This is a genomic window from Propionivibrio soli (assembly GCF_025770765.1).
Taxonomy (GTDB): domain Bacteria; phylum Pseudomonadota; class Gammaproteobacteria; order Burkholderiales; family Rhodocyclaceae; genus Propionivibrio; species Propionivibrio soli.
On the sequence record NZ_JANZKY010000004.1, the window covers coordinates 266,861 to 293,859 of the forward strand.

Consider the following 26,999-nt stretch of genomic DNA (forward strand, 5'->3'; position numbering starts at 1 on the left):
ACGCTCCCTAGACGATACGAGGAGGTCAGGAATACTCCCTTCAACGACAGTCGGACTGAAACGGCCTCTTTGCAACAAGCCCGCCACCGCAGTTACCGAATGGCTTCTTCAGTGAGCCGGACGTGCGCATCCGTCACATGTACTCCGTAATCCGCTATGTCCTGCAGGCATTCGCTGACTTCAATGCCAGGAAGGGCTCGTCTGGTCTCAATTCGATCGTCTTGAAAGCCATCCACGGCGCGTACTTCGACAGAAGATTTCCGCCTGATTGACCCGTTGTGCAAGCGAATAGGCGACCAGGGCCTGTGAAGGTTTGCACTTCCATCGGCGTTGATCCTTGGGCAAGGATCGACCACGAGTTTGGGCCGTAAAGCACGTCAAGCACGACGTACGTGAAACTGGTGCCAGCTAAGGAGCCTGGCGTCACGGCGTTCCGTTGCGACCGTGACGTTGATAACCGGCCCTCTCGCTGAGACGGTCGTAATACGCCTGCAGGGACGGAAGCTCCGGGCGCGGCATGGGGGTCATGAACCAACGATGTGTAGACAGCCCGATGACGATGTCCGCCAGCGTAAAAGCTTCTCCTGCCATATAGGCGCGGGTGTGCGAAAGCTGTCCTTCCACGATACGCATATGACGATTCCAACCAGCAATGCTGGCTTCGATGGCCGCTTGATCGGCGTGCTGCGCACTGTGCCGGACCAAGCCCATGAAGGCATAACGCCAGGAATTGTTCAACTCGGTGGCCTGCCAGTCCATCCACTTTTCGACAAGGGCCCGTTCGCGCGGCGAACTGGGCAGCAGGTCGAAACGGCGCTCTCGGCCCGCCAGGTAGCGGCAGATCGTGTTCGATTCCCACAACACCAAGTCATCGTCAATGAGAACCGGCACCGTCGCGTTCGGATTCATTGCCTTGAACTCGGGGGTGTCCGTCGGTTTGAACCCTGACCCGTATTGCTCTTGCTCATAACTCAGAGACAACTCATCGAGCAGCCACAGCACTTTACGGACATTGATCGAAGGCGACTTCCCAAGGACTTTTAGCATTTGCAGCCTTTCATTTCGGTATCTCCATACCCTATCCACGCGTTGACGCCCACATCGGACATATCGAAAGCCGCGTAGTTTCATTACGCAGTCCGGTTTTCACTGGGTGATTGAAAGCGACGAACGTTTACCCGGCTTTGGCCAAGTCCCGTTTCGATCAGTTTTTTTCAGCGGCGTCGTCGACGAGTGAGTGCGACGCGCCGTCGCTGACCTCGACGTCGCAAAAGCTGAACGGATCGACGCCTTCGATGCAGGCGAGGTTGAAACCGAACAGATTCGGGTTGCTGCGCCTCTGATGATGCGTGTAGATGCCGCACACGCTGCAGAAATAGTGTTTCGCCGTCATCGTGTTCCATTGATACAGCGTGAGCATGTCTGCGCCCTTCGTAACCCGTAGCCTGTTCAATGGAACACTGGCGATGATGGCGCCTTTTCTTCGGCAAAGAGAACAATTGCAGCGTCGCAGTTCGCCAAAGCCATTCTCGAGGTCGACCTCGAATTCAACGGCACCGCAATGGCAACTTCCTTTCTTCGTTTCCATGATTCTGTCCGTTATCCAATGTGTTGTACGCGAGTGACAGATTCACGCTGAAATTTCTCCATGGCTGGAGTGAGCCAGCTTTCTAGCACCCAATAATTTTGGATGGCGCGGTTTAGCATATCTTTCGCTTCCTCTTCCGCATCAAAAGCAACGGTCGGTGTCTCACCGATGCCATGTTTGATTGCGTTCCTTGCCCAGTTGGCACGCTCGGCCACAGCGTTCTGTGACAATTCTTCCCCATACAGATGCAAGTACATGGCCGCAACGGCCTTCTTCAGCTCATCCAGAGAGCTCTCACGTCTTTTGGCTTTGACGATCTTTCCGAAAATTTCATCTGCATTTCCAGCAAGCGTGATGACGGAGAAGAAGTCAGACCCTTCGAAATAGAGTCGAAGCGCCGTCTCGAGTTGCGTCAGCGCGATACAACGGCAGTCATGAGACCGAATCGCCATAGTGAAAGGGGACTAGTTACGCCGTATTGGTGCTTACCCAAACGGCCAGCAAGGCAACTCCCAGTGCGGTCTGACTCCCCAGAGCCAAGCGCGTGACGAAGAGAAGCATTTTTCCTAGTGACGGACGTGACCTGAGAACAGCGCCAGTCGCCAAGACAGGGAAAAACACGACAACCCATGTGAACCAGGCCACTCCGACCCCGATGCATCCAAAGTTCTCGCACCGGAGTCGCCAGATAAGAATCGCGGCGACGGCCAGCCCGACGACTCCTAGTACATAGATGACGGCGAGCACCCTACTCATCGGGACTCAGGCTGCCTCAAAAGCAATAACTTGCTACTCAAACATGGTGGCTTGAACTCCATGACGCTTAAATGTTTCCAGCCGGGCCGTTCGTGGCCAAGAAAGAGTTCGTTCGCTTGCCGGATGGAATGCAAGTCACAGCGGAGGCCTAACCTGATTGACCCATTTTTGCACCGACGGCCGTTGCCACTGGCGCCTTGCGTAGGCGGCAAGTCTTTCAGGCAACGGATCGCCATGCAGCGCTAAACGATTGAGCATGAGCGCAAGATCAACGTCGGCGATGGACCACTCGCCAAACAAGTACTCCGCGTCGGGCAAAAGCAACGTCTCCGCAACCGAAACGAGTTTGTCGACGGCTTTCTGCGCGGCGGCAGACAGCGGCTTCCCCTTCATCCCGTAGAACAACACTTCGGTGGGCCGCTCTTCCCTGAGCGGCATCAGATCGCTGCGAAGCCAGGCCTGAATCTGCCGTGCTCTGGCCTTTTTGCGAGGCTCGTCGGGATACAGCGCTGGGCCATGGAAGGTATCTTCAATGTACTCATCGATCGCAGACGATTCGGAAAGCGAGAAATCGCCTTGCTCGAGCGTCGGTATCCGGCGCGTCAATGACTTCCTTACGTAGCCGGCTTCCTGGTTTTCATTGGCTCCCAGGTTCACCGTAGCGACTTCGAACGGCACTCCCTTTTCACAGAGGGCCACGAACACCGACATCGCATACGGGCTGGTAAATTGGGCATCTACATACAACCGCAAGCTGTTCTGAACCATGATGCGCTCCCGAGAGGTTGCAAACTGAAGGACGTCGAGATCGGCGACAAATATTGCCGATGCAATGCTTCTCGACGCCGCCTTGTAAATCATGCTGGCCCGAACATGGGCCGCCAGAAAGTGCTGTTCATTATCTACAACCGATGCCTTACCGAGCAAGAATGCCGACCGCGCTCCGCTTGTAGTGCTACTGTCTAGACGATGCGTGGTGCAGACGGGTTCTCGCCGCCATCACCGACCACCCGGTTTCGTCCAGCCGCTTTCGCTTTATAAAGAGCGGCGTCCGAGATCGCCAGAACCTCCGATAGACTTGCGTGGGTTGGTAGACGTTGCGCTACCCCGATGCTCACTGAAACGCCAAGCGCCCCTTGCGGTGAGTCAATCATGGTGCTCTCGACGGATAGGCGCAACCGCTCCGCCACGGCCATCGCTTGGTTCATCGCGGTGTTGGGAAGCAAGGCGACAAACTCCTCGCCGCCATAGCGGCACCAAACGTCGTTCAATCGCAATGCCGCCTGCGCAGCCCTTGACACTTGAATCAAAGCGGCGTCACCGGTTTGGTGACCATGCTGATCATTAAAGTCTTTGAAGTGATCAATGTCCACGGCGAGGATCGAGAGCGGATAGCCATGACGCGAACTCCTCGACCATTCCAGATCCGCGAATTCGGTAAAGGCGCGGCGGTTATAGGCATTCGTCAATATGTCGCGACGGGCTTGCGCATGGATTTCTTCCTGAAGTCTTTGCGACGTATGCAAAGTGAGGAGCACCGTGATCATCGGAAACGCGATGAGCGATGTAGCTACCCAGAACAAGCGCGGTAGCGTGGGCGAGAACGAGAACGTCAGGCCGAAGACACCGCCTGCCACCCGCCAAACACCCGCCATGACCAAAATGAGGAACAGGCTCGCCAGGAGCGTGAAGGTATGGTTGCCTTTAGCTGTTTTCGCCTTCAAACAGACATGGGCGGTATAAAGGTTTAGCGTCACAAGTACCAGGGTTTGAGTCAAGACCGCGGCCGGATAGTTCGGAGCCCCTAAGACGAACCAAACGAGGATCGCGTTTGCGAGAACGCATACCGCGATCCCAAAATTGAGTGGAGGCGTTCTACCCGCGGCTTTCACGATACCGAAATTGAAGAGCATGAAGCCGGGCAGCAGGAACAGATTCGACAGGATCTCGCTTAAGAAGACCGGCGCTTCTTGGCGTAGAGCGAACAAGAACAAACCGATAGCAACCATCAAGGATCCGATGGCCCAGTCTTTCGCAGGCGGGTAGTTGCGTTGGACGCTCCACAAATAGATCAGCACCACCGCCAGCCCAAGGCTGATGCCCACATAGATCAAGACCAGAGTTCGTATATCGAGGACGGGGGGCATTCTTGCCTTTAGGTGCGAAGGAAGGCTTGAGTTTACTCGCGCCAGCCCCGTTCGTGAGGTGTCGCTGATGAGATAGCGCGAGGGGCTTGCGGCTTTGGCCGAACCGCCGTGGAATCGTCGTACGGAAAACAACCGAGAGAAGCAGACGTTTGGCAACTGACCTGCTGACAAGCAACCGAAGTCGGTGACGGCTTCCTCACCTACACCTTTCTGGTACCACCACGCTTGCGTACATACAGCCTCTTCTCGGAGCTTTCAAATCCGTTGCGTAGGTAAAACGCATCGGCCGTGTTCGAATAGAGATAGATCGATTTCACCTCCCCAGCCGCTTGTATCAAGGCTTCGAGGATCGTCTGGCCGATGCCTAGCCCTTGGTAGTCAGGACTTACGGCCATGTTGTTGATGTAGGCGATAACGGCGCCGTCCGACAAAAGCCGCCCGAAGCCGACGAGGTGCCCGCTGTCTCGCGCGGTCACATACGCCGTTGAACCGCCGATGACGCGTTCGAGTTCACCGGAGGAGTAAGTGCTGCCACTGGCGGCATGGAGCAGGCGGCCGAGTTCTTCGGGATGCAGGCTCCCCGAAACAGAGTACTCGATGGTGCCCATTTGCCGCGCCGGCGGAACGGTTCGAGTCTCCACATCCTTTTCCTTCTTTTTCCTTTTGTTAGTGGAACAGCGATTGGCGGGCGGCCGGACGTTACGCCGGCTGCTATGCGTGCACGACTGTGTCGGGCGATTCTTCCGACCATACGCTGGCGAGTCACGCACACCTTCACATCCACAGTGCTCGAAGCAGCAATCGCAGACACCCGCGGCCCCATTATCCCCCGATCGCTCGCGAGCAAGTGTTGCCGCAGCAAGGTCGCCACACCGACGCTAGCACTCGTTGCGCTTCTTCCGGGAAACGGCATCGGCTAACATCTGACATTCTCCAAACACTCCGCCTTGCTCGATGATCCTTCGCTCCGCCCTGTCCTCGGACTTTCCTGCCATTCTGGCGCTCAATGAGGAGTCTGTCCGCTTTCTCAGTCCCTTGTCCATGGAGCGACTGGTGAATTTGGATAGCGAGGCCGAGTTGCATCGCGTGCTGGAGCTCGATGGCGCCATCGTCGGTTGTCTGCTCGCGTTTCGCGAGGGCACGACGTACGACAGCGTCAACTATCTCTGGTTTGCCGAACAGTATGAGCGATTCCTCTACGTCGACCGCATCGTGGTATCACCCGCTCAACGGGGTTCCGGTGCCGCGGCGACGTTATACCGGACGGTCTTCGCCCATGCGGCGGCGACCGGTGTGCCGCTGGTGACATGCGAGTACGACATTGCTCCGCCGAATCCGGCCTCGGAACGTTTCCATACGAAATTTGGATTCCGCGCAGTGGGGCGCCAGCGGGTTGCCGGCGGCAAGAAGGAAGTTGCGCTTTGCGTCGCCGACCTGGCGGCCAACCCTGAAGGCACTCTACATGCGTCTGCGGTAGCGATGCCGAATACCGGCGAGCCGGTAAAATGACGGCGCTTTTCTTGAACATCCGCCGCCAAGCAACTAGCCAGACTCTACGCCACCCTTACGAACATCGCATGAAGCGCCTGCTCAAGTCGTTACTTTTTCTCTGCCTTCTCCATCTGCCGGGTGCATTTGCGCAGGACGATGCCGCCGAACCTCTCGAATCTGCCGAGTCACCGGACGAACTGGCCGTGATGGTGGGAACGACGCATCCGGAAATGCTCGCGGCGATCCGCGAGGCGCGGTCCACGCTCGATGAATTCCTCGACATTGCCTCACACCCCGAGCCCGAGATGTCGACGTTCAAACTGAAGATTGTTCTTCGCGAGGACAAGAACATCGAGTACTTCTGGGTTACTCCGTTCCAGGCTTCGGCGGAAGGTTTCGAGGGCACGCTGGCGAATGCCCCCGACCTGCTGCGCAACGTTAGCCTCGGCGACACCATCCGCTTTACGCGTGGCGAAATCATCGACTGGGGTTATGTGCGTGACGGACGCCAGGTGGGTAGCCGCACTGTCTGCGTGCTGCTCAAGTACATGGAAAAGTGGACAGCCGACTACTTCCGCCAGAACAATGGGTTCGACTGCTGACGCTCACAACTCCCCGGGCCTTGATCGGCCGCGTGCTCGCCAACGCTTCGGCAGACGGTTCTTGATCGGATTAGCCCGACCGATCCCGGAGTTCTGCCTTGAGCCAACGACAAAAGGCCGTGGCCGTCTCGGGCGCCGTCGAATGGGGATTGATGAACGCCTTGTAGCTGGCGTCGCCCCGCACCGCCGGCGCATCGGCCGTAACGAGCAGACCGGCGCGCATTGACTCGGCAACAAGTAAGAGGGGAACCACGAGAAAGCCCATGCCGGCGACGACGGCCGGGATCGCCAAAAAATAGTGCTCGAAAGCTGCGGCGATACGAATTCCCCGCACGTCGAGGGCTTGCCGGTTAGCCCAGAATGGCAAGGTATCCGGGCGCGAACGCGCGACGATGAAGGGCCAATCGGCCATCGACCGCTCGGCATTCTTTGTGAGCATTGCGGGCGCGGCCACGCAGACCAGATCCTCGGTAGCAATCTGCCAGTGCGTCTCGTCATCACCGATCGAGAGGTCACGCGAGATGAGCAGATCGTAAGCTTCGCCGGGCTGAGGAGGCGACAGCGAGGTAATCACATCGACGGTCGTCGTCGGCTCGCCTACGAAACGGGGCAACGCAGGAATCAGAACCGTCATGGCAAACGTTGGCAGCGACGTGCGTACCACGAGGCGACGCGCGCCGGGTACGGGCGGCGCAAACTGGAGAGTAGCGAGCTCAAGCGTACCCATCGCTTCCTGCACGGTATCGAAATAGAGGCGCCCGGCATCGGTGAGCTCGATGGCTGCGCCACGCCGCATGAACAGCCGATGTCCCAGGTGTTTCTCCAACCCCGACACGTGGTGGCTGACACCGCTCTGAGTCAAGCCGAGCGTACGAGCCGCCTGGCTGAAACTGCCACGGCGCGCCGCTTCAACGAACACGCGGATCGAATTGAGCGGCAATGCGCGTCTCTCATTATTCGAATTTCTCATAGGCCACACAGTTTAACTCATGACTTCGCTGCCCTTTCGCGCATAGCCGCGCGATCATTGTCTTACGTTGTCATTCAAGGAGCGGCTATGGGGCAGACGGTTTTCTCCGGCGCGGGCGGAACGGTTGTGGTGCCCGACAGGGCTTTGTGTGATCGGCGTGATGGCGGCCATCTGATCGTCAATCCGCCACGCGAGGTGTGGGAACGCAGTTGTCTCAGCGTACCGGAGCTCGTGCGGTGGTCGCTGCTCGTTGCCGCCACCGGCCGGGCAATGCTCGATACCTTGCCGGTACTGCGTGGGGGCTGCCTCAACTACTGGGAGGCCGGCAACTGGGCCCTGAATGACCGAACCGATCCCGTGGGCCCGAAAAACCCGGAAATCCACCGCCGCGTTCATTTGCATATCTTCGGCCGCAGTCCCAACGCCACTGATCCGGATTGGCGCTGGGGCGAAGCACCGCGCTTCCCGAACTACGAAGACACACCCGCCTGGGCGGCGCGCTTCACGCCGCTCGACGACGGCGAATGCCAACGCATAGGCGAGCGGCTGCGGTCCCTCATCAGCAACGAATTTCGGTTCCCCGAAGATATTGAGAAGCGCCCATGAGCGCATTCGCCCTGCTTCTCGTTCTCACCGGCGCCGTTTGCCACGCCGTGTGGAACGCCGTGGCCAAGAAAGCAAGCGGAGGCGCCCCCTTCGTCTTCCTCTACGGAATGGTCAGCGTCGCCGCCGCTTTGCCTTTCGCTGCCTGGATGTGGGTTGTGCATCGGCCCGAATTCGGTGCGGCGATGTGGTCGGCCGTAATAGCCAGCGCCGTGGTGCACGTCCTGTATTCGCTCGTCTTGCAAACCGCGTATCGAGCCAGCGACTTTGCCATCGTGTATCCGGTAGCCCGCGGTAGCGGGCCGATGCTCGCGGTGGTAGCCGCCGTCCTCCTCTTGGGCGAAAAACCGAGCGTTCTGGGATGGTTTGCCGTCGCCGCTATTCTCACAGGCGTTCTGATCTCGGCCGGCATTACGCGAACATTGCAGAGCGACGCCAGGAGACGGCAGATCGGCGCCTTATGGGGTATGGCCACCGGTGCATTCATCGCCACGTACACGATCATCGACGGCTGGGCGATCAAGGGCTTGCGCATGGACCCGCTCGTCTTCTATGTCTCGGGACTTGTCTTGCGCCTTGTCCTGCAAGCGCCATTTGCCCTGCGCAGCCGTCCAGCCGTAGCGGCCTTGCGTCAAGAATGGCGCGTCGATCGCCGTGCGATCGTGGCTGTCGGCATCCTTTCCCCTGTGGCTTATACGCTAGTTTTGTTTGCCGTTCAGCGGGCACCGGTCAGCTACGTGGCACCGGTGCGCGAGATATCGATGCTGATCGGTACCTTGATCGGTGCTCGGGTTCTGCACGAGACCGTAAAACCCGAACAATTTGCCGGAGCCGCTATCATGCTTTGCGGCGTAGCGGGGCTCGCCTGGGCGTAGTTTCTGCCTCCGTGGCTTGTCCGGTTCGACCCCGTGCGCGATGATGACGTCTGGTTAACTCTGAAATGCAGTCATCGCCGATGCTGAGCGAACGAAAGCGACTGATCCGTCGTGCCGAGAAAGCCGCCCTCCTCGGCAGCATCGCTTGCCTGGCCCTGACGGCCGGTGTTCACGCCGGCGTCGCGTCCGCTCGCGTGGTCGAGCTGTTGCTCGTCCCGTCGATTCTCGTCGCGTTCGCCGTACTGGGATTAGCGCTCCTCTTGTTCAGCGAGTATGCCCAAGTCCTGCACGGCCGTCCGCTGCATCCCAGCGACGAGGAAGGCCTGTCAATCATCGAGATGCGCCAGATGGTGCGTTGGTGCCCCAAGCCCGTGAAACTCGCGCTGCCGCTCGCGGCCGCGATCCTGATCTTCACCTTCGTCACGATCGGCGGCGTCGAGTGGTCGTCCAACGAGCCGTTCACCGAGCGTGAGGCTAAAGGATTTCCGCTGTTCATTTCCGTACTCATGCTGTTCGCCCTCCCCATTCTCTCGTCGGCGGCGAAAATGCCTGGATCATTCTTCAGCCACTTCTCGGCTGAAGATTCCATCAGCATCAAATAACCGTCCGATTCTGCTTGGCACCTTCGCTCTCATGAGCGAAAAATGATGACGTTATTGCCAACGGCATCATCCTGGCCTACGATCGCAGATCGCCATGCGCGCATAGCGTCAGCTTTTAGCCCTGCGCGCCCGGCGCATCGAAGTCAAGCCAAAAACTGGAGGGAGAATGATGGACGGCGAAACATGTTGCCCCAAATTCGATCCCGCACCCTGGGACGAAAAAACGTTCGAATGGCAGGACAAGAAGTTCATCAAAGGCCGAGTGTTCACGCTTTTTTACATACCGCTCAACTTCGGCAGCGTCATCAAGGCGCTTTATGAAAAGGTCAAGGCCGCAGGTGCCGCCATCCCCGACGATCTCTGTCTTTCCGACCACACGTCGAAGTGGAACATGGACATTTACCTCGCGGTGGATAAAGACATCCCCGGCGTGGAAAACGTGTCCCTCAGCGGAAAATTTCTGAGCAAGGTATACGAGGGCCCGTACAAGAACACCGACGCTTGGTGCCGGGATTTCGAGTCCTATGCGCGTGCCAAAAACCTGCGCATCGGTAAATGGTTCATGTGGTACACCACGTGCCCGAAGTGTGCGAAGAAGTACGGCAAGAATTACGTGGCCGTTGTCGCTGGGGTCAATGAAAATTGAAGGCCACTGAATTCAGATTCGTGAGTCGCCATGCGACGACGAGGTCGCCGGGTTTAGCGCCCCCTCTTTCCCGGTCCAACCTACCATGAAATGCCTTGTCGTCGTCGCTCACCCGGTTCCCGAAAGTCTCTGCCATACGCTGGCCCGGGCGGCGGCCGATACGCTTCGGTCCGGCGGCCATGAGGTCGAAATAGAAGATCTGTGCAGGACCAGTTTCCCGCCATCGCTGACATTCTCCGAACGGCAGTCGTACTACGTGCATCCTTTCGACGCGTCAGCAATCCAACCACAGGTCGAACGCCTGCTGGCGGCCGAAGCCCTCGTTCTCGCTTTTCCCACCTGGTGGTTCGGATTTCCAGCAGTGCTCAAAGGGTGGTTCGACCGCGTCTGGGCGCCCGGGATTGCATACGATCATGCGAGCGATTTAGGACCCATCACGCCGCGCTTGCACAACCTGCGCCGAACGCTTGCCATCACCTCGCTCGGGTCGCCGTGGTGGGTCGATCGGCTGGTGTTGCGGCGACCGGTTCGCCGCGTCCTGAAAACGGCGATACTGGGGGCTTGTGCCCCGGCCTGTCGGTTGGAGATGCTTTCGCTTTACGAGGCCGAAGACCTTGCCGCCCGGCAGGTGGACGCTTTTTGCTCGCGAGTACGCGCCACCCTTGCAAAGTGGTCGTAGGGGTGTGCGCCGTATCTCTAAACTGCGTATTCCTAGATGCCGAGGAACGCCATGATCGAAGTCACAGGAATCGACCACCTCTACATCGCAGTTTCGGATCTTGCGCGCGCCGAGACGTTTTACGATCGCGTCTTCCTCGAAACGCTCGGCTTTCGCAAGAACCGCTTTACCATCGGTAACGAACCGCATGTTCAATACTTCAATCGGCATTTCGGCTACGTGATTCGTCCCGCTCGATCGGTACGACCCTTCGACGCCTACACGCCAGGCCTGCATCATTTCTGCCTGCGCGTCGACTCTGTAGACGACGTAGTCCACGCCGCCGAACGCCTGCGTGCACTCGGCATCGACGCTTCACCGGCCGCGAACTACCCCGAGTACGCCACCGATTATTGGGCAACCTTTTTTGTCGATCCCGACGGGGTGCGTCTGGAAATAACGAACTATCGCCAAGAACGCCGGGAGCGACACGATCGCTGGTAAGGTATCGGCGAGACACCTTCGCCAAGAACAATGAGAGTATCCAATGAAGTCCCTGCCCCCCATCGCTATCCGGTCCTCCGAACTACCTGACGCCGCACTGCTTGCCCGCTTGATCGCCCTCTCGCATCGCGACGTGGCGCAACGCTTCGGACTCACTGCCGAAAACTGCCCCAAGCACCCCTCGATGTGCACGGAAGATTGGTTGCGAAACGACTTCTCGCGCGGAGAACGCTACTTCGTTCTCGAACTCGGACGCGAACCGGTAGCATGCGTGGCGACAGAGAATCCGAATGCGGAGGTGGCTTACCTCAATCGCCTTTCGGTGCTGCCGGCTTACCGGCAGCAAGGCATCGGGGAGCGGCTGGTACGGCACGTCGTCGAGGACGCGCGCGCCAGATCGGCCAAGACGTTGAGCATCGGGATAATTGCCGAGTACGTCGAACTGGAGCGTTGGTACGCCAAGCTCGGCTTTGTCCCGGGAGAAACGCGCCGCTTCCCGCATTTGCCGTTCACCGTACGCTATATGGCGTACGCCCTTGACTCCGTAGAGCGGGAACCATCGTAACGGCTAGCCGGTCTGGGGGTATCGGAAGCGATTAAATCGCGCACGCAGGGTGCCACCGGACGCATCGACTTGAATTTCACACCGCCAAGGTCCACGATGGTTCTGCCGACTGAAACGCTTCGCCGTATTGCGCCGCGTCGAGAATTCGCCTCGCTTTTCGGCCGACTGTCGAATGCCGGTTTATCAGGGAGGCGATGAAGATGACAGAGTTGCTCGACCGATCGGAAGCACCACGGCTCGGCGCCTCCTCCGCTGCAGGTTGCGACACCAACCATCGGGGAGAGAACATCCTGCTCGAACTCGTTGACCATCTGGACGCGATGGTCGCCTACTGGGACAACGCCCAGACCTGTGTCTTCGCCAATAACGCTTACCTGGATTGGTTCGGCAAGACGCGCGAGCAGATGATCGGTATCACGTTAGAACAACTGCTCGGCCCGATTTATCCGCGCAACCTGCCTTACCTGAAGGCGGCCTACGCGGGGCAGCGACAGGTGTTCGAGCGCGAAATCCCAACGCCCGACGGCCGACTGCGCTATAGCCTGGCCACCTACACCCCGCGTATCGTTGAGGGCCGGGTCGAGGGGATTTTCGTGCACGTCGCCGACGTCACGCCGCTCAAGCTGATGGAGCGGGAGTTGCGTGAAGCGAAGGTACGCGCTGAGGAACTGGCAACGCACGATTTCCTGACCGGCACGCTGAACCGCGTGCTGCTGAAGGACCGTATCCAGCAAGCCATGGCGCTTTCCAAACGCACCCGGCGTTTCGTCGCCGCCATCAGCCTGGACCTCGACGCCTTCAAACTCGTCAATGACACCTACGGCCACGGTGCGGGCGACCAGCTGCTGGTCGCGGTGGCCAACCGACTGACGAATTCGGTACGCGAGTTCGACAGCGTCACGCGCATGGGGGGCGACGAATTCTTTGTCCTCATTCCGGAGGTCGATTCGAAGGCGCAGGTCGAAGCGATGGCCGAACGCCTGCTGCAACGCGTAACGGCCCCTGTCGAGATTGAGGGCGCCACGTTGACGCCGGCGTGCTGCATGGGAATCGCGTTGCATCCGCCGCTCGGGGTGACGCCGGAAGGTTTGATCGGGTCATCCGATCGCGCGTTGCTCGAAGCCAAGAAGCTGGGGCCAAACCGCTATCTTTTTGCTACCCGCCCGAGACGCTAGATGCGGCCTCGGCCGCTGCACCAAACGAATAGAACAGGGAGATCACCATGCAAAAGATCGGAATCATCGGCGGACTCGGGCCGGAAGCGACGGCGGATTACTACAAGCGGATCACGCGTTTTTTTCACGAGTACAACAAGAGCCTGGCGACCCCGGACATCATCATTTACAGCGTCGATATGGCGCAGCTTTTCAAGTTCGCCGATGACGGCCGCTTCGATGAAATGGCGCATTGGCTGGCATGCAAGGTTGCCGCGCTCAAGGACGCCGGTGCCGACTTCGCCGCTATTGCATCGAATACACCGCACGTCGTCTTCGACGCCATCCGCGGACAATCACCGCTGCCGCTCATCAGCATCGTGCAGGCCACGCTGGATGCGGCGAAGCTCGGCGGCTTCCGCAAACTGGCGTTGCTCGGCACCGGCCTCACGATGCGCACGAACTTTTACGGCGACCGGTTCGCGGCCGCGGAAATCGCCGTCGTAACGCCCGACCCGGCGGCGCAACGTTACATCGAAAACAAGCTCGACAGCGAGATCGAGCGCGGCATTTTCCACGATTCGACGCGTCGGGAGTTGCTGGCCATCATCGACGAAATGAAACATCGCCATGCCGTCGATGGCGTCATTCTCGGTTGTACCGAGCTCCCACTGATTCTGGAGGACGGTGCCGCGGATATTCCCTTCCTCAACACAACCGCGATTCACGTCAACGCCATCTGCCAGCGCTGGATTGAGGGGCGGCAGGACAACGATCGAAACTAAAGCCCGGAATTTGAGCACCGAAAATCAGAGCTGTCTTGCCGGCCGCAAGCCCGCATCGTGCGCGTGCAAACGGCGCCGCATTCAGGGAGCAACAAGATGCGCCTCATCGCTTCCATTTCTGTGTTGATGCTGACTTCGATCTACGCGGCGCACGCCGTTGCCGCCGAACCGCCCGCACATCCCATCTACACGCCGCTTGAGCACTTCCGCAACTTTGCACTCAGCGCTTGTATCGCCGAAGGCTATGCCGGCCAGCCGATGGCTGCGGACGCTTCGGCCGTGGCGGCCGGCTATCTCGAACTCGGCTCCCTACCACTGGAAGCACACACCGAGGCCGCGGAACTCGCCCGCCGTTTCCTTGCCCGCGAGTACGCCAGCCACTCCGGCGAACCGCTCATCCTCATGAAATGCATCGATTTCTATCACAGCCGTGAACTTGCTCGCCTCGCACGCCGCTACCTGCGTACAGCAGCCACGTCCCCGAGCGCCACACAGCCGGCACCGCCCGGGGAGGATCAGAGGAAGTAGTCGAAGTCGCGTTCGGTGCGCACGTGCTGCCGCACACGGAAGATATGGGCCGGCATCCGTTGTGGGTCGAGCCGAATGAAGTTGCGCGCGCTGCTCCACAGATAATGGACGCCCGAGAGCAGATCGTGCATCTGGAACGACGAACCGGGCGCGATCCCGAACTGGCTTAGGTCGAGGTCAAGCCATCCGGTATGGACGTTGTTCGGATCGAGATTGACGACGACCACGATGACGTTGCGTCCGTCCTCAGAACGTTTGGCATAGGCCATGAGTTGCTCGTTGTCGATCGGCAGGAAGCGTAGTGAGGCGTTGTTCTGTAAGGCGGGATTCTCGCGGCGGATACGATTCACCCGGCCGATCAGGCTGACAAGACTATCGGCGCGGTCACGCGGCCATTGCCGCAATTGGTACTTCTCCGAATCGAGATATTCCTCACTCCCCGGCTCGCGCGGCTGCGACTCCTGTAATTCGAACGCCGGTCCGTAGATGCCGTAGGTCGCCGCCAGCGTGGCGGCGAGCACGAAGCGCACGATGAACGCGGGGCGCCCGCCGATCTGCAGGTACTCAGGCAGGATATCGGGCGTGTTCGGCCAGACATTGGGCCGGAAATACTCGCGACCCGACCCCTGCGTCAGCTCCTCGAAATAGGCCGTGAGTTCCGCACGCGTGTTGCGCCAGGTGAAGTAGGTATACGACTGACTGAAACCGAGCTTGGCCAGCCGATGCATCACGCTCGGGCGCGTAAAAGCCTCGGCGAGGAAGATGGTGTCCGGATAGTCGCGGCGAATCGACGAGATGGCCCATTCCCAGAAGGGGAAGGCTTTCGTGTGCGGGTTATCGACTCGGAAGATACGCACGCCTTCGTCGATCCAATGCCGGAAGATGCTGGCCAGCGCCTGCCACATGGCACGCCAGTCATCGCTCTCGAAATCGAAGGGATAAATGTCCTGGTATTTTTTCGGCGGGTTCTCCGCGTACTGCACACTGCCGTCCAGGCGCCGCCTGAACCAGGTCGGATGCTCCACGACCCAGGGGTGATCGGGCGCACACTGCAGCGCAATATCGAGGGCGATTTCGATCTTGTGATCGCGGGCCTGCTCCACCAACTGGCGGAAGTCGGCCGCCGTGCCGAGCTGCGGGTGAATTGCCGTGTGGCCGCCCTCGGCGGCGCCGATCGCCCACGGGCTGCCGACGTCGTTGGGACCGGCGACGAGCGAGCCGTTCGGCCCCTTGCGGCGTTCACGACCGACGGGATGGATCGGCGGCAGGTAGAGCACGTCGAAGCCCATGGCGGCAACCGCGGGCAGCCGCGCGATGCAGTCCGCGAACCGTCCATGCTCGACGCCGTTGCCGGCCGACCGCGGAAACATCTCGTACCAGGCGCCGTAGCCCGCGCGCTCGCGTTCGACTTCGAGCGGCAGCGGCGTATGGTAGGTGGAAAAACGCCGGTCGGGGTAGCGCCCGGCAAGTTCGGCCATCGCGTCGTCGAGTGCCAGCGTTTTGAGTTCGGACACCGAGCCGCCGACGCTTTCTTCCCGCAAGCGCCCCGACCAGGCAAGCAGCGTCTCCCGGTCCTCCCCTTCCGCCCGGCTGGCGGCCGCGCGGGCGAGAACGGCGCCGACGAGAAGCGCGCTGCGGATATCGGCTTCCTCAGTCCGTCGGGCCAATTCCGCGCGCCACGAACGGAAACCGTCGACCCACGCCGAAACGGTGTACCACCAGCGACCGATTTCGTTCACGCGCAAGGTACCCCGCCACCGGTCGTTTCCAATGGGCACCATCGGCACGGCATGCCAATGTCGACGCGCGCCCGCGTCGCCAACCTCGGGACCACCGCTGGCTTCCTCCTCACGCTCGATCCGGCGCCAGCAGAGAATTGCCGAAACGGCGTCGTGTCCATCCGTGAAACAGGCGGCCTCGACGATAAGCGAGTCGCCGACTACGCGCTTCACCGCAAAACGCCCGCCTTCGATCTGCGGAGTCACCGCTTCGACTTGGGCGCGCAATCGACCTTCCGGCGGTAGTTCAACGAGCCAGGGCCGCATTCCTTTCCTCCCGGGCGAAAAACAGCGCGGCGTGCGGTGGCAGCGTAAGCGTCAGCGACATGGGCTGCCCGTGCGAGGGCACCGGCATGGCTTCGGCACCGCCGAAGTTCCCCGCTCCACTGCCGCCGTAGATTTCGGCATCGCTATTCAGAGCTTCGCGCCACAGTCCGTCGGCGGGTACGCCGATGACATAGTTGGTGCGCAATACCGGCGTGAAATTGCACAACACGAGAATCGAGGAACCGTCTTTGGCACAGCGCAAGAAGGCGAGAACGCTGTTTTCGCGGTCGCTGCCGTCGACCCAGCGGAAACCGGCCTCGTCGAAATCCTGCTCGTGCAAGGCCGGGTAGCGGCGATAGAGACGGTTGAGATCGCCGACCCACCGCCGCAATCCGCCATGCCAGGGATCGTGCAGCGCGTCCCATTCCAACGTCGTGTCCGCCCAAGGTTCGAGCGACCATTCACGGCGCTGCCCGAACTCGTTGCCCATGAACAAGAGCTTTTTGCCCGGATAGGCCCACTGGAAACCGTAAAGCGCGCGCAGGCCGGCAAAGCGCAACCAGTCGTCACCGGGCATGTGCGAGAAGAGAGAGCCCTGCCCGTTCCAGCACACGTTGTGCGGCAGCGGGACGACGAAGTTCTCGCGAAAGGCGTGTTGTACCGACGCGGTCAGGGCGTCATGGTGAAACTTGCGGAACAACGGATCGTGGTGCATGAAATCGAGGACGTCGCGCATCCATTCAACGTTCCATGCCATGCTGAAACCGAGACCGCCAAGATGCGTCTGGCGCGTTACCATCGGCCACGCTGAAGATTCTTCGGCGATGGTAAACACGTCCGGATGCTCGCGGCCGATCGCCTCGTTGAGTCGCTGCAAGAAAGCCACCGCTTCGAGATTCTCCCGGCCGCCCTCGCGATTCGGAATCCATTCGCCAGCGCGACGCCCATAATCGAGGTAAAGCATCGAGTCGACGGCGTCGATGCGCAGGCCGTCGATGTGGTAGCGATCGAGCCAGAACAGCGCACTGGAGAGCAGGAAGTTCGCTACCTCTTCGCGCCCATGGTCGAACGTTTCGGGATAGCGGCCAGCCTGAGCTCCGCGCACCGGGTCGACGCGTTCATAGAGGAATCCGCCGTCGAATCGAGCCAGCCCGTACGCGTCGCCCGAAAAGTTTCCCGGCACCCAGTCGAGTATCACGCCGATGCCCGCTCGGTGCAGCGCATCGATAAGGAACATGAAGTCTTCGGGCGTTCCATAGCGCGCGGTCGGCGCAAAGTAGCCGGTGGCGCGGTAGCCTTGCGAGGCATACACCGGGTGCTCGATGAGCGGCAGGATCTCGACGTGCGTAAACCCGCTCTCGGCCACATATTCGGTGAGCAGCGGCGCAATCTCCCGGTAGTTCGGCAAGCCGCCACTCGGTCGCCGCCACGATCCGAGGTGCACTTCGTAAATGCTGATCGGACGCTCGGTGGCGCCGCCGGCTATCCGGGCCGCACGCGCTTCCATCCACTCGGCGTCGCCCCACGCGTACTGCGGCCGCCAGGCACGCGACGCGGTTCCCGGCGCCAGTTCGGCGAAAAAGGCAAAGGGATCTGCTTTATCGAGGACCTGCCCGTCCTGGCTGACGATATGGAACTTGTAGAGATCGCCCCGCCCCACTTCGGGAATGAAACCTTCCCAGCACCCGGACCCATCGTCGCAGGCGTTGAGCGCGTTGGCTTGCGGATTCCAGTTGTTGAAGTCGCCAATAACGGAGACTGTGCGAGCATTCGGAGCCCATACGCTGAAACGCGCGCCCTGGGCGCTAAGCTGGCAGCCCATGCGCTCATAAAGCCGCTCGCGCTCCGCACCCAACAGGGGCGAAGCACCGGCTTCCGGAGACAAGCCCCGCGAAACGCTCATCATCCTGCTTGTCCGGCGGCGGCCCCTGTGTCGACCTGCATGGAGGGCGAAAGCGGTCGGACGATAGTCCCCTCGTCCGGCGCCGATGTGGTTCCGGTGCTTTGGCGGATTGAGTCCTCGCGTGAGCGTTCGCGCGCATCAGTGCGGGATTCGACGAGCAGCATCCGCCGCTCCTCTTCGATCTCGCTCGCCGTCCGCACGCCGAGCCGGCGGAAGATCGGCAACGGCGGGCACCAGCCCTGTAGCGCATGCATGAGCAAAAAACCACCGGCCAAAATCGGTAGCGCGAGGAAACGCCGGTCGACGCTAATGCCCAAGCCAAGTCCAGCCAGAATCACCGTGGAGGCATTTGCTTCCAACGTGCGCTCGATGTCCCACTCGCGGTCGAGTTCGGCAAGGCGGCGCTCGATCTCGCGGGGCCCGCCGCGGACGGCACGTTCGACGTCGCGTTGCATCTTGTGCCGGATGCGCTGGTTGATGTGTTCGGCGGTATGCCGGGGAACCCGATCGACAGTCGATGGCAGCATTTTCAGTATCTCCTTCTTCGTTGATAAGCCACGTAATCCGGGCTTCGCGGGCGATTAATCAGGGCTGGCAATCGGCATGCCCACGGGACAATTCTTCAGTCCCGGATCCCTGCCGACTTTGGGTTATGCGTCGTCGTTACCGCCGGAAGCCGACACAAGCCAGCGCACGCAGAGAACCGACGGTTCCAGCCCTAGAGGCAAGGCTCATTCCCGTTGGGCAGTTCGCGCAAAAGACGAAATCTAGTGGCCAAGCGGCGCGTGTTCGAAGGCGCTCTCGATGAGCTTTTGTCGGTGGGCCATTTTCTTGCTACGAACGCGACGTCGGTGTTGATGTCGATACCTACGAGAAGCCATTTCCGGAGCGGCCGGAGCGATGTCGGCGCGGCGCTCAATCAACCCGTTCGGAGACCGGCAATGTCTTTCCAGTTCTGGGCAGTGGCGCTCGGCGCGCTGATGATCGCGATGGCGCTCGGCAGTTCGCTCCTGAAGCGGCTGCCCCTCAGTGCCTCGATGCTTTACCTTGCCGCCGGCTACGGTCTCGGCGTAGCGGGAATCTGGCCTCTGTTGCCCGATCCACGCCAGTTTGCGGCACTTGTCGAGCGTGGATCGCTGATCGCGCTGCTCATATCCCTCTTCTCGGTGGGGCTCAAGCTCGGATTGCCGTATTGGGGCCGCCGCTGGATCCTGCCAATGCGCCTGGCTCTTCTGTCCATGATGATTACCGTCGCTCTCATTGCGGCCGCTGGCATGGTGTTTCTCAAGCTACCGCTGGGCGCAGCGATCCTGCTCGGCGGCATTCTTGCCCCGACAGATCCCGTGCTCGCGGCCGATGTACAGGTTGAGGAACCGACCGACCGCGACCGCCTGCGTTTCAGCCTGACCGGAGAAGGCGCACTTAACGACGGAGCGGCGTTTCCTTTCGTGATGCTCGGGCTCGGGATGGTCGGACTGCACGATCTCGGGCCGGCGGGGATGCGCTGGATCACCGTGGATCTCTTATGGGCGCTGGCGGGCGGCTTGCTCATCGGCATCCTGCTCGGCCATGTCATTGGCAAGCTCGTTCTTTACCTACGCACTTCGCATAACGAGGCCGTTGGTCTCGATGAGTTCATTTCGCTAGGTCTCATCGGACTTGCCTACGGAGCGGCTCAGATTGCCTATGCCAGCGGATTTCTGGCCGTCTTCGCCGCCGGGCTCGCGCTGCAACGCGTAACTCGCCCCCCGCGTCCGCCGTCACAGGTCGACACCGGCCCGGCCATCCTTGGTGACAGAGGTGCGCAGGCCGCGCTGGCAACCCATCCCGAACTCGCGGGTCCGTATATGACGCGAGTTGTGCGCAACTTCAACGAGCAGCTCGAACGCATCGCGGAGTTGCTCATCGTCCTCCTGGTTGGGGTCATGCTCCCGTACGCCCGGTTTGATTTCAGAAGCCTGGTCTTTGTGGTTTTCATCTTCCTTCTTGCGCGCCCGATTTCTGTTTGGCTTGGCTTGATCGGCGAAAGCGTTTCGCGAGAACAGCAGGTGATGATTTCATGGTTCGGAATCCGCGGCATCGGCTCGGTTTACTATCTGATGTTTGTCCTCAACCGTAACCCGGTCGACGCCTGGGTCACACCCGTTCTCTCCTTGACGCTCTCAACCGTTGCCGTGTCGATCATCGTCCATGGCATATCGGTCACCCCCCTGATGGCACACTATGCCAGGCGGCAACAGAAGCTGGAGCGCGGCCCGTCCCTATCGCCCGGAGTAGACGAAAGTGAAGAAAAGAAACTATCGTGAAATGGAGCGGACGAAGGCGCATGGTTCAAATCGCCCAGCGAACGCGCGAAAATGCTGACGGAATGGCCTTGAAATTGTTGTACTCGGGATGCTCGCACCATACCCGGCCGAATGTGGGGAACGCGCCCCGACGAGGTGCCGGCGTGGCGATTGTGCTGGCAGCCCTCTTCGTTACGCCGGCATTCGCGGCCGTGACGGTCCAGGCCCCGAAGCCACTCGACGAGCTCATTCGGGCCCACGTGCGCGCTCCGGCAGCGGAGGCACGTGGTGCCGCACTCGAAGCCTATGCGCGCGACGTGCGCCGCACGGCCACGGGCCTGCTTGCCACCGAGGGCTATTTTGCGCCACAAATCGATGTCACGGCCGACCCCGGCGATCTGCGCGTGGCGGTGTCACCTGGCACGCGCACAAGCGTGGGAGAAGCGGGTGTCGAGATTCGCGGCGAGATTCCACCTGAACGCCGCGAAGAATTGATTGCCGCCTGGCCGCTCAAAACCGGGCAGCCTTTCCGCGATGCCGACTGGCGTGCCGCGAAACAACTCGTGCTGCGCCGGCTGCTGGAGGTCGATTTCCCGACAGCAAAGCTCGTCGACAGCACCGCTGAGATCGACCCGGAAACCTCCACCGCGCACCTACACGTAATCTATGAGACCGGACCTCGTTACATTTTCAACGGCCTCAGGGTCACCGGTCTCTCGCGTTATTCACCCTCTCTCATCGAGGGTTACAACAAGATCCGGCCAGGCTCACGCTATGAGCAGAAAGCTCTTCTCGACCTGCAGGCGCAGTTGCAACGCACACCGTACTTCACCTCGGCCAGCGTCGAAATCGGCGATCCGGCCGAGGAAGGGAAAAACCCGGCAGACGACCCTGTGCGCGCGCCGATCAACGTGCACGTCCGCGAGACGCCGCCACACCGCCTATCTTTCGGTACGGGCTACAACACGAACACCGGCGCCCAGGGTGAAGTGGTCTACAACGGACTCATCCTTCTGCAAACCCCACTGCAGTTCCAGACCGGCTTGCGCCTGGAACAGCGACGGCAGACGCTGTTTGCCGACATCCACCTGCCGCCCAGCGAGGATCGGCGCGACAGTTTCGGTCTCCTCAGCCAACATGAGGATATCGCTGGATTGAAGCGCAAGCGCATTGCACTGGCAGCCGTGCGCACCCAGATACGTGGGTCGGTCGAAGCGCGTTACTCGGTCAATTGGCAGCGCGAACTACAGGAACCGGACAATGCGCCGAGCCACGTCAACCGCGCCCTGACGTTGGACGGCTCGTGGATCGTGCGCAAGGTCGATACACCGCTCAACCCCCGTCGTGGGTTCGTCGCGCAACTGCAGGTCGGCGGCGGCGCGAAGGCATTTTTTTCCGATCAGAACTTCGTCCGCGTCTACTCGCGCTATCAACACTACTTCCCGGTCGGCGAGCGCGACGTCTTCACCCTGCGCGGCGAACTGGGGCGCACCTTTGCGCCGGACCGCTCAGGCATCCCCGGCGAATTCCTCTTCCGTACGGGCGGCGCGCAATCGGTACGCGGTTATAGCTACCAGAGCCTTGGCGTCAAGGAAGGCACGGCCACCGTGGGCGGCCGCTATCTCGCAACGGCGAGTGCCGAGTACATCCATTGGCTCACACCGGCCTGGGGCGGTGCGGTTTTCGTCGACGCGGGAGACGCTTCGGACACGCGGCAGACCTATGACGCTGCGGTAGGATATGGCTTCGGCATACGCTGGAAGAGCCCGGCCGGACCGCTTGCTGTCGATCTTGCGTACGGGGAACGCGATCAAAAGATGCGCCTTCACTTTTCACTTGCCGTCGCGTTCTGAACCTTCTGAACTGTTTTCCGAAGATGCGCCTGCGCCGTCCAATCAATCCACCTCGCCAAAGATCCATCGTCCTGCCCGTGCTCGCAAGCATCGCTTTCGCACTTGCGCTCATGGTGCTGTTCATGGTCTGGGTGGCGGCTACGCCATCGGGCCTGCGCTTCGCCGTGTGGGCAGCGGGAAAGTGGGTCGTTCCTGGCCTTGTCGTGGAGGCTCCTGCGGGCCGTCTGCTCGGTCCGCTCAGTGCGGAAAGGATTGTTTTCGAGACCAAGGACCGGCATCTTGTCATCGAAAGGGCCGACCTTGCGTGGCAACCGCGTGCCCTGCTGAATGGGCGGCATCTCGGTGCCTTGATCATCGACCATCTGCGCGCGAGCCGCCTGCAGGTGTTTTCACGCCCGAGCGATGAGCCCAACGAGGAACCCGCCGACCTCACGCTGCCGCTCCCCGTCACGATCGACAGACTCAACGTTGACGTCATTCAGCTCGGCGAACTTACCCCTCCGGCTTCTCCAGGAGCGTCGACGAGCGCCAGCCAGGATCTGACCGAAATCGAGAATCTGGCAGCGCGTGTCATCAGCGATGGCCGGCATCATCGCGTTGAAGGCCTGCGCTTCTCGACGGCGCGCGCGGCCGTCGAAGCCGAGGCAACGCTCGATGGCCAAGCGCCGTTTCCGCTCACCGGCTCGGCGCGGCTGACGGGAGAAGAACTCGGCCATCCCGTCGTCCTGGCGCTTGAAGCTGAGGGCCGCCTCGCGGAAATCACCGTGCGCGCGAACTCCGAGAGCGACGTACTGACGGCGAAAGGCGAAGTCCTGCTGGCCCCTTTTGCGCCGCAGCCTCTCGCGCGCGGCAAGCTGTCGGCAACGGGTGTCAATCCTTCGGTTTGGATCAAGGAGGCCCCACACGCGCGGCTCGACATCAATTTGGAAACCGCCCCGCTAGCCGACGATCCCACACGCATCGCCGGCGCCGCCGTCATCGTCAACCGCGAGCCTGGCCGAATCGACGAGGGCCGATTGCCGGTACGCGGACTCGAATTCACATTCCGACACAGCGCGCCCGCTGGCACACCAGCCTCTTCAGAGAACTTACATATCGACTTTCCTACCTTCACCGCGACGCTTACCCGGGGGCAGTTGTCGGGCACCGGCGCATTGTCGGGCGGGGAACTCAACCTAGACGCGCAAGCCCGAGGCATTGACGCCTCGACCTGGCACACGATCCTTCGGCCCACCCATCTCGCGGGCAAACTCAACGCCCAGCTATCGGCCGAAACGCAGACGTTGAAAGCCTCCCTCCGCGATCCTGAGTTCGGCGTTGAACTCGCGGCTACGCGCCGAAATGATCGGATCGAGATTGAACAGGCGCGGTTGGAAGCGCGGGGCGGTCTGTTCGAAGTGTCCGGCCGTCTCGTACCTGCAGGCGAATACGCGCTGCATGGGCGGCTACAGGCGCTCTATCCCGCCTTCTTCGCCGCGGTGCCTAGTGGCCGCTTGAACGCCACGCTCGACGCAAAGGGAACGCTGGCCGACAAACCGACGCTCGACCTGCACTTCGTTTTGGCCGACAGCACCCTTGCCGGCCGACCGCTCGCCGGTACCGGCGATGTGCTGTTGCGACCTGACCGCCTGGAACGCGCGGAGGTTTCCCTGCGCGCCGGCGACAACCGCGTTGAAGTCCATGGCCGACTGGGCGCGGCGGGGGACCGCCTCGATCTCGCGATCGACGCACCTCGCCTGGAACAAGTCGGCCTGGGTGGAACCATTACTGGCCGTGCGACGCTCACCGGTGCATTGCGTACCCCCGGTGCCGAATGGTCGTTGCAGTCGCCACGTTTTGCACTTCCAGGCAAGGCGGATTGGCGCAACCTGGTGACACAAGGTGTGTGGCAACCGGAAGGCGCCCTGCGCATTGCTTTCTCTGCCGCTCGTCTGCTGGTTAGCGAGGCGATCCCTGACATTACCAACCTGTCGCTACACGTCGACGGGCAGCAAGCCGCGCACCGCATCGATCTGTCGGCGCGCGTCGGCCCGGAAGGCACGTTGCGGCTGGGCGGTAATGGCGGTTTCGCGTCCGGTCAGGTGTGGCGTGGCGACATCGAAACGTTGACGTGGAACGGGCCGCACGCTTTCCGCCTAGTCGATCGTGCGCGCCTGGAGGCCGGTCCCGGCTTGGTGATCCTGCGCACGGCGAACTTTGCCGGCGACGACTGGCGCGCGACCATCGAAGGTGTCGACTGGTCCCCAAACCGGCTCGCAAGCCGAGGCCGCTTCACGAACCTTCTCGTCCGCCCGTTTCTTCCACTTGCTGCCCCGCCCAGCACGTTACGCCTCGGCGGTGAATGGGCCATCGACCTCGCCGATCGTGCCGCCGGGTACATCCGCATTCGCCGAGAACAGGGCGACCTGGCCTTTGCCGCCGGCGATGAAACACTTTTCCTCGGCCTGCAGCAACTCGATTTCAACACCGACCTCGTCGGTCGCCAGGCGCTCGTCACCCTCAAAGGAACCGGCACCACGGCCGGAAACGTCGAAGGCCGGCTGACGGTTCCGCTGCGCCCCGGGGAAGGCGGCTGGACGCTCGCCAGCAACAGTGCCTGGCAAGGAAACGTGCGGCTCGACGTACCGTCGATCGCTTGGCTCAGCCGCCTTGCCGGAGAAAACGTTCGCTTAGGCGGCCGTCTCGGCGCCGACCTCGCCATTGGCGGCACGCCGGCAAAGCCAACGACGACGGGTCAGGCGTCGGGCAGCGAACTGCAGGTGCGGCTGCTCGACTACGGGCTCGACCTGGGCGGTGGCACGCTGCGCCTCGACATGACACCGGAAACCGTGCGCCTGCAGCGCCTGGAGATGGTTTCCACCGCGACACAGCGGCCGAACGGCGAACGCTTCGACTTCAAGCGCTTCACCGAGCGCCCGGGACGGGTCGTCGCTGAAGGCGAACTCGTGCTCGGTAGCGGCGACAGCCGCATCGACTTGCGGGCCGACCGGCTCGCCGTCTCGCAACTCCCCGACCGCTGGGTCATGCTCTCAGGCAACGGCGGCCTACGCCTGGCTGACGGCCGACTCGCGATCAGCGGCGATTTGCACGGCGATGCCGCCTACGTCGAGGTCGCCGGCACGGGCCAGCCGACGCTGTCGTCCGACGTGGTCATTGTCGATCGGCGCAAGGATTCGGGAGGACGCGCCACGCCGCGCCGGACACCGCCGCGTCTCGCTCTCGATTTGCGTGTCGACCTCGGCGACAACTTCTATTTTCGCGGTGCCGGCATCGAAAGCCGACTCGCCGGCGCCGTACGACTCACCGCCGAGAGCCAGGAACAGATCCGCGGCACGGGTTCGGTGCATACCGTCAGCGGTACCTTCGACGCCTACGGGCAAGAACTCGCAATCGAACGCGGCATACTCAATTTCAATGGACTGATGACCGATCCTGGCCTTAACGTACGTGCAATCCGGAAGAACCTGCCTGTGGAAGCCGGCGTGGAGGTGAGCGGGACGGTCAACGATCCGGTCGTGCGGCTCGTCTCGACGCCAGACGTCCCGGATGCCGAAAAACTTTCATGGATGGTTCTGGGTCGCGGCCCCAACCAAACGCTAGGCAGCCAGGACGCCAGCCTGCTCCTCTCCGCCGCGATGGCGTTGCGCGGCAATCAGGGCAAAGGCCCGCTTGAATCGCTGATGCGCGGGCTCGGCCTTGAGGAACTATCTGTTACCAGCGGCACCTCGGGCGGACTGAGCAGCAGTTTTCCGACGACCACAGTGGCCGGCAGCCTGGCGCAAGGCAGCAGCGCCACGGTGACGGAGCAGATAGCCACCGTCGGTAAGCGAATCGGCACCCACACGGTGGTCTCCTACGAGCGTTCTCTGAGTTCGGCCGAGAACGTGATCAAAGTGACGTACGAAGTGACGCGGGGCTTATCGCTGATTGGGCGGGTGGGCGCGAGTGCCACCCTGGGGCTGCTCTACACCTTCTCGTTCGGCGCCGCCAAGAACGACGGCGTCCCCACCGACGCCGGTCCCCCGCCCCCGCCGCCGAGCGTCGCGCACTGACGTCATGAGCTTGCCGGGCCTCGGGTTCGCCTCGGGACGGCCAAGCCATGGACGCCAAATCTATGACCTTCGTTATATATGTACTTCACCTATTGGGGATAGTAGAATCCACAGTCCCAATAGAACACAATAATTCCCCGCCATGGATGATGTTTTCTCGGCCCTCTTGGCCCGCGGCGTATCGCTTTTTGGCCAAGGGGACCGGTTGCTGCGGCTGCGTTTGGCCGCGGGGCGGGGGTTTTCCGAAGCCACGCTCTTGCCGCACCGTCTGCACGGCGAAGAAGGTCTCTCGGTCAATTATCGGTACGACCTCGAGTGCCTGTCGGCGAACGCCCACCTCGAACTCAAGACCCTGCTCGGACAACCCGTCGAAGTGGGGTTATTGCT

General features: G+C 61.2%; 25 protein-coding genes and 1 pseudogene. 16 read left to right on the plus strand and 10 right to left on the minus strand.

Features of this window, described 5'->3' with window-relative positions:
* Window positions 1-423: 423 nt before the first annotated feature.
* From NZ453_RS06390 to NZ453_RS06415, 6 genes are all read right to left on the minus strand, one after another.
* The gene (locus NZ453_RS06390; protein WP_263769627.1) at window positions 424-1,047 is read right to left on the minus strand and encodes a glutathione S-transferase family protein; all 624 of its coding nucleotides are present in this window, start codon (window positions 1,045-1,047) and stop codon (window positions 424-426) included.
* 157 nt (window positions 1,048-1,204) lie between these two features.
* Entirely contained in the window at window positions 1,205-1,588 is a 384-nt protein-coding gene (locus NZ453_RS06395; RefSeq protein WP_263769628.1) for a GFA family protein, read from the minus strand.
* Window positions 1,589-1,599: 11 nt separating this feature from the next.
* Complete coding sequence (locus NZ453_RS06400; RefSeq protein WP_263769629.1) at window positions 1,600-2,040, minus strand: hypothetical protein; 441 nt, start codon at window positions 2,038-2,040, stop codon at window positions 1,600-1,602.
* Window positions 2,041-2,479: 439 nt separating this feature from the next.
* Window positions 2,480-3,112, minus strand: coding sequence for a glutathione transferase (yfcF, locus tag NZ453_RS06405; protein ID WP_263769630.1), 633 nt, complete (start codon window positions 3,110-3,112; stop codon window positions 2,480-2,482).
* A gap of 194 nt (window positions 3,113-3,306) precedes the next feature.
* Entirely contained in the window at window positions 3,307-4,449 is a 1,143-nt protein-coding gene (locus NZ453_RS06410) for a GGDEF domain-containing protein (RefSeq protein ID WP_263769657.1), read from the minus strand.
* 242 nt (window positions 4,450-4,691) lie between these two features.
* Window positions 4,692-5,132 (minus strand): GNAT family N-acetyltransferase, encoded by a 441-nt coding sequence (locus NZ453_RS06415; RefSeq protein WP_263769631.1) that lies wholly within the window; start codon window positions 5,130-5,132, stop codon window positions 4,692-4,694.
* Between the two features lie 400 nt (window positions 5,133-5,532).
* On the opposite strand from NZ453_RS06415, the gene NZ453_RS06420 reads away from it, so the two are divergent.
* Window positions 5,533-6,000, plus strand: coding sequence for a GNAT family N-acetyltransferase (locus NZ453_RS06420; protein ID WP_420851608.1), 468 nt, complete (start codon window positions 5,533-5,535; stop codon window positions 5,998-6,000).
* A 68-nt stretch (window positions 6,001-6,068) separates the two neighbouring features.
* Window positions 6,069-6,584: a YegJ family protein gene (locus NZ453_RS06425; protein WP_263769634.1), complete on the plus strand. Its 516-nt coding sequence runs from the start codon at window positions 6,069-6,071 to the stop codon at window positions 6,582-6,584.
* Window positions 6,585-6,654: 70 nt separating this feature from the next.
* Here the strand turns inward: NZ453_RS06425 and NZ453_RS06430 are convergent, their stop codons facing one another.
* Entirely contained in the window at window positions 6,655-7,554 is a 900-nt protein-coding gene (locus tag NZ453_RS06430; protein WP_263769635.1) for a LysR family transcriptional regulator, read from the minus strand.
* Between the two features lie 87 nt (window positions 7,555-7,641).
* On the opposite strand from NZ453_RS06430, the gene NZ453_RS06435 reads away from it, so the two are divergent.
* The 10 genes from NZ453_RS06435 (at window position 7,642) to NZ453_RS06480 (ending at window position 14,474) form a co-directional block, all read left to right on the plus strand.
* Window positions 7,642-8,160 (plus strand): hypothetical protein, encoded by a 519-nt coding sequence (locus tag NZ453_RS06435; RefSeq protein WP_263769636.1) that lies wholly within the window; start codon window positions 7,642-7,644, stop codon window positions 8,158-8,160.
* Window positions 8,157-9,032, plus strand: a complete 876-nt coding sequence (locus NZ453_RS06440) for a DMT family transporter (protein ID WP_263769637.1) — start codon at window positions 8,157-8,159, stop codon at window positions 9,030-9,032. The genes NZ453_RS06435 and NZ453_RS06440 overlap by 4 nt, the downstream gene beginning before the upstream one ends.
* 80 nt (window positions 9,033-9,112) lie before the next feature.
* Window positions 9,113-9,634, plus strand: coding sequence for a hypothetical protein (locus NZ453_RS06445; protein ID WP_263769638.1), 522 nt, complete (start codon window positions 9,113-9,115; stop codon window positions 9,632-9,634).
* A 166-nt stretch (window positions 9,635-9,800) separates the two neighbouring features.
* On the plus strand, window positions 9,801-10,280 hold the full coding sequence (locus NZ453_RS06450; RefSeq protein WP_263769639.1) for a hydrolase: 480 nt from the start codon (window positions 9,801-9,803) through the stop codon (window positions 10,278-10,280).
* A gap of 85 nt (window positions 10,281-10,365) precedes the next feature.
* Complete coding sequence (locus NZ453_RS06455) at window positions 10,366-10,959, plus strand: NAD(P)H-dependent oxidoreductase (protein WP_263769640.1); 594 nt, start codon at window positions 10,366-10,368, stop codon at window positions 10,957-10,959.
* Window positions 10,960-11,010: 51 nt separating this feature from the next.
* Window positions 11,011-11,442, plus strand: coding sequence for a VOC family protein (locus tag NZ453_RS06460; protein WP_263769641.1), 432 nt, complete (start codon window positions 11,011-11,013; stop codon window positions 11,440-11,442).
* A gap of 43 nt (window positions 11,443-11,485) precedes the next feature.
* Window positions 11,486-12,007 carry a GNAT family N-acetyltransferase gene (locus NZ453_RS06465; RefSeq protein WP_263769642.1) on the plus strand — a complete coding sequence of 174 codons (522 nt, stop codon included), beginning with the start codon at window positions 11,486-11,488 and terminating at the stop codon, window positions 12,005-12,007.
* Window positions 12,008-12,207: 200 nt separating this feature from the next.
* Window positions 12,208-13,182, plus strand: a complete 975-nt coding sequence (locus NZ453_RS06470) for a GGDEF domain-containing protein (RefSeq protein ID WP_263769643.1) — start codon at window positions 12,208-12,210, stop codon at window positions 13,180-13,182.
* 47 nt (window positions 13,183-13,229) lie between these two features.
* Window positions 13,230-13,946, plus strand: a complete 717-nt coding sequence (locus NZ453_RS06475) for an aspartate/glutamate racemase family protein (RefSeq protein WP_263769645.1) — start codon at window positions 13,230-13,232, stop codon at window positions 13,944-13,946.
* Window positions 13,947-14,042: 96 nt separating this feature from the next.
* The gene (locus NZ453_RS06480; RefSeq protein ID WP_263769646.1) at window positions 14,043-14,474 is read left to right on the plus strand and encodes a type VI secretion system amidase immunity protein Tai4; all 432 of its coding nucleotides are present in this window, start codon (window positions 14,043-14,045) and stop codon (window positions 14,472-14,474) included.
* Here the strand turns inward: NZ453_RS06480 and NZ453_RS06485 are convergent.
* From NZ453_RS06485 to NZ453_RS06495, 3 genes are read right to left on the minus strand one after another with little or no spacing between them, the layout of a single operon-like run.
* Complete coding sequence (locus NZ453_RS06485; RefSeq protein WP_263769647.1) at window positions 14,462-16,519, minus strand: alpha-1,4-glucan--maltose-1-phosphate maltosyltransferase; 2,058 nt, start codon at window positions 16,517-16,519, stop codon at window positions 14,462-14,464. The genes NZ453_RS06480 and NZ453_RS06485 overlap by 13 nt on opposite strands.
* Window positions 16,500-18,425 (minus strand): 1,4-alpha-glucan branching protein GlgB, encoded by a 1,926-nt coding sequence (glgB, locus tag NZ453_RS06490; protein WP_263769648.1) that lies wholly within the window; start codon window positions 18,423-18,425, stop codon window positions 16,500-16,502. The genes NZ453_RS06485 and glgB overlap by 20 nt, the downstream gene beginning before the upstream one ends.
* Entirely contained in the window at window positions 18,422-18,949 is a 528-nt protein-coding gene (locus tag NZ453_RS06495; protein ID WP_263769649.1) for a hypothetical protein, read from the minus strand. Before NZ453_RS06495 ends, glgB begins: the two co-directional genes overlap by 4 nt.
* A gap of 414 nt (window positions 18,950-19,363) precedes the next feature.
* Here NZ453_RS06495 and NZ453_RS06500 point away from each other — a divergent pair, with 414 nt between their 5' ends.
* The 4 genes and pseudogenes from NZ453_RS06500 to NZ453_RS06515 form a co-directional block, all read left to right on the plus strand.
* Window positions 19,364-20,728 (plus strand): cation:proton antiporter, encoded by a 1,365-nt coding sequence (locus NZ453_RS06500; RefSeq protein ID WP_263769650.1) that lies wholly within the window; start codon window positions 19,364-19,366, stop codon window positions 20,726-20,728.
* A 62-nt stretch (window positions 20,729-20,790) separates the two neighbouring features.
* Window positions 20,791-22,488 (plus strand): annotated as a pseudogene (locus tag NZ453_RS06505) (autotransporter assembly complex protein TamA); the annotation flags it as partial.
* A gap of 149 nt (window positions 22,489-22,637) precedes the next feature.
* The gene (locus tag NZ453_RS22035; protein WP_263769652.1) at window positions 22,638-26,612 is read left to right on the plus strand and encodes a translocation/assembly module TamB domain-containing protein; all 3,975 of its coding nucleotides are present in this window, start codon (window positions 22,638-22,640) and stop codon (window positions 26,610-26,612) included.
* Window positions 26,613-26,754: 142 nt separating this feature from the next.
* A partial coding sequence (locus NZ453_RS06515) for a hypothetical protein (protein WP_263769653.1) occupies window positions 26,755-26,999 on the plus strand: 245 nt, incomplete at its 3' end.

What these genes read in the sequence shown, in the direction of transcription:
- NZ453_RS06390 (WP_263769627.1), bottom strand. Translation starts at nt 1,047, where the DNA reads ATGCTAAAAGTCCTTGGGAAGTCGCCTTCGATCAATGTCCGTAAAGTG.
- NZ453_RS06395 (WP_263769628.1), bottom strand. Translation starts at nt 1,588, where the DNA reads ATGGAAACGAAGAAAGGAAGTTGCCATTGCGGTGCCGTTGAATTCGAG.
- NZ453_RS06400 (WP_263769629.1), bottom strand. Translation starts at nt 2,040, where the DNA reads ATGGCGATTCGGTCTCATGACTGCCGTTGTATCGCGCTGACGCAACTC.
- yfcF (WP_263769630.1), bottom strand. Translation starts at nt 3,112, where the DNA reads ATGGTTCAGAACAGCTTGCGGTTGTATGTAGATGCCCAATTTACCAGC.
- NZ453_RS06420 (WP_420851608.1), top strand. Translation starts at nt 5,533, where the DNA reads ATGGAGCGACTGGTGAATTTGGATAGCGAGGCCGAGTTGCATCGCGTG.
- NZ453_RS06425 (WP_263769634.1), top strand. Translation starts at nt 6,069, where the DNA reads ATGAAGCGCCTGCTCAAGTCGTTACTTTTTCTCTGCCTTCTCCATCTG.
- NZ453_RS06430 (WP_263769635.1), bottom strand. Translation starts at nt 7,554, where the DNA reads ATGAGAAATTCGAATAATGAGAGACGCGCATTGCCGCTCAATTCGATC.
- NZ453_RS06435 (WP_263769636.1), top strand. Translation starts at nt 7,642, where the DNA reads ATGGGGCAGACGGTTTTCTCCGGCGCGGGCGGAACGGTTGTGGTGCCC.
- NZ453_RS06440 (WP_263769637.1), top strand. Translation starts at nt 8,157, where the DNA reads ATGAGCGCATTCGCCCTGCTTCTCGTTCTCACCGGCGCCGTTTGCCAC.
- NZ453_RS06445 (WP_263769638.1), top strand. Translation starts at nt 9,113, where the DNA reads ATGCTGAGCGAACGAAAGCGACTGATCCGTCGTGCCGAGAAAGCCGCC.
- NZ453_RS06450 (WP_263769639.1), top strand. Translation starts at nt 9,801, where the DNA reads ATGATGGACGGCGAAACATGTTGCCCCAAATTCGATCCCGCACCCTGG.
- NZ453_RS06455 (WP_263769640.1), top strand. Translation starts at nt 10,366, where the DNA reads ATGAAATGCCTTGTCGTCGTCGCTCACCCGGTTCCCGAAAGTCTCTGC.
- NZ453_RS06460 (WP_263769641.1), top strand. Translation starts at nt 11,011, where the DNA reads ATGATCGAAGTCACAGGAATCGACCACCTCTACATCGCAGTTTCGGAT.
- NZ453_RS06465 (WP_263769642.1), top strand. Translation starts at nt 11,486, where the DNA reads ATGAAGTCCCTGCCCCCCATCGCTATCCGGTCCTCCGAACTACCTGAC.
- NZ453_RS06470 (WP_263769643.1), top strand. Translation starts at nt 12,208, where the DNA reads ATGACAGAGTTGCTCGACCGATCGGAAGCACCACGGCTCGGCGCCTCC.
- NZ453_RS06475 (WP_263769645.1), top strand. Translation starts at nt 13,230, where the DNA reads ATGCAAAAGATCGGAATCATCGGCGGACTCGGGCCGGAAGCGACGGCG.
- NZ453_RS06480 (WP_263769646.1), top strand. Translation starts at nt 14,043, where the DNA reads ATGCGCCTCATCGCTTCCATTTCTGTGTTGATGCTGACTTCGATCTAC.
- NZ453_RS06485 (WP_263769647.1), bottom strand. Translation starts at nt 16,519, where the DNA reads ATGCGGCCCTGGCTCGTTGAACTACCGCCGGAAGGTCGATTGCGCGCC.
- glgB (WP_263769648.1), bottom strand. Translation starts at nt 18,425, where the DNA reads ATGATGAGCGTTTCGCGGGGCTTGTCTCCGGAAGCCGGTGCTTCGCCC.
- NZ453_RS06495 (WP_263769649.1), bottom strand. Translation starts at nt 18,949, where the DNA reads ATGCTGCCATCGACTGTCGATCGGGTTCCCCGGCATACCGCCGAACAC.
- NZ453_RS06500 (WP_263769650.1), top strand. Translation starts at nt 19,364, where the DNA reads ATGTCTTTCCAGTTCTGGGCAGTGGCGCTCGGCGCGCTGATGATCGCG.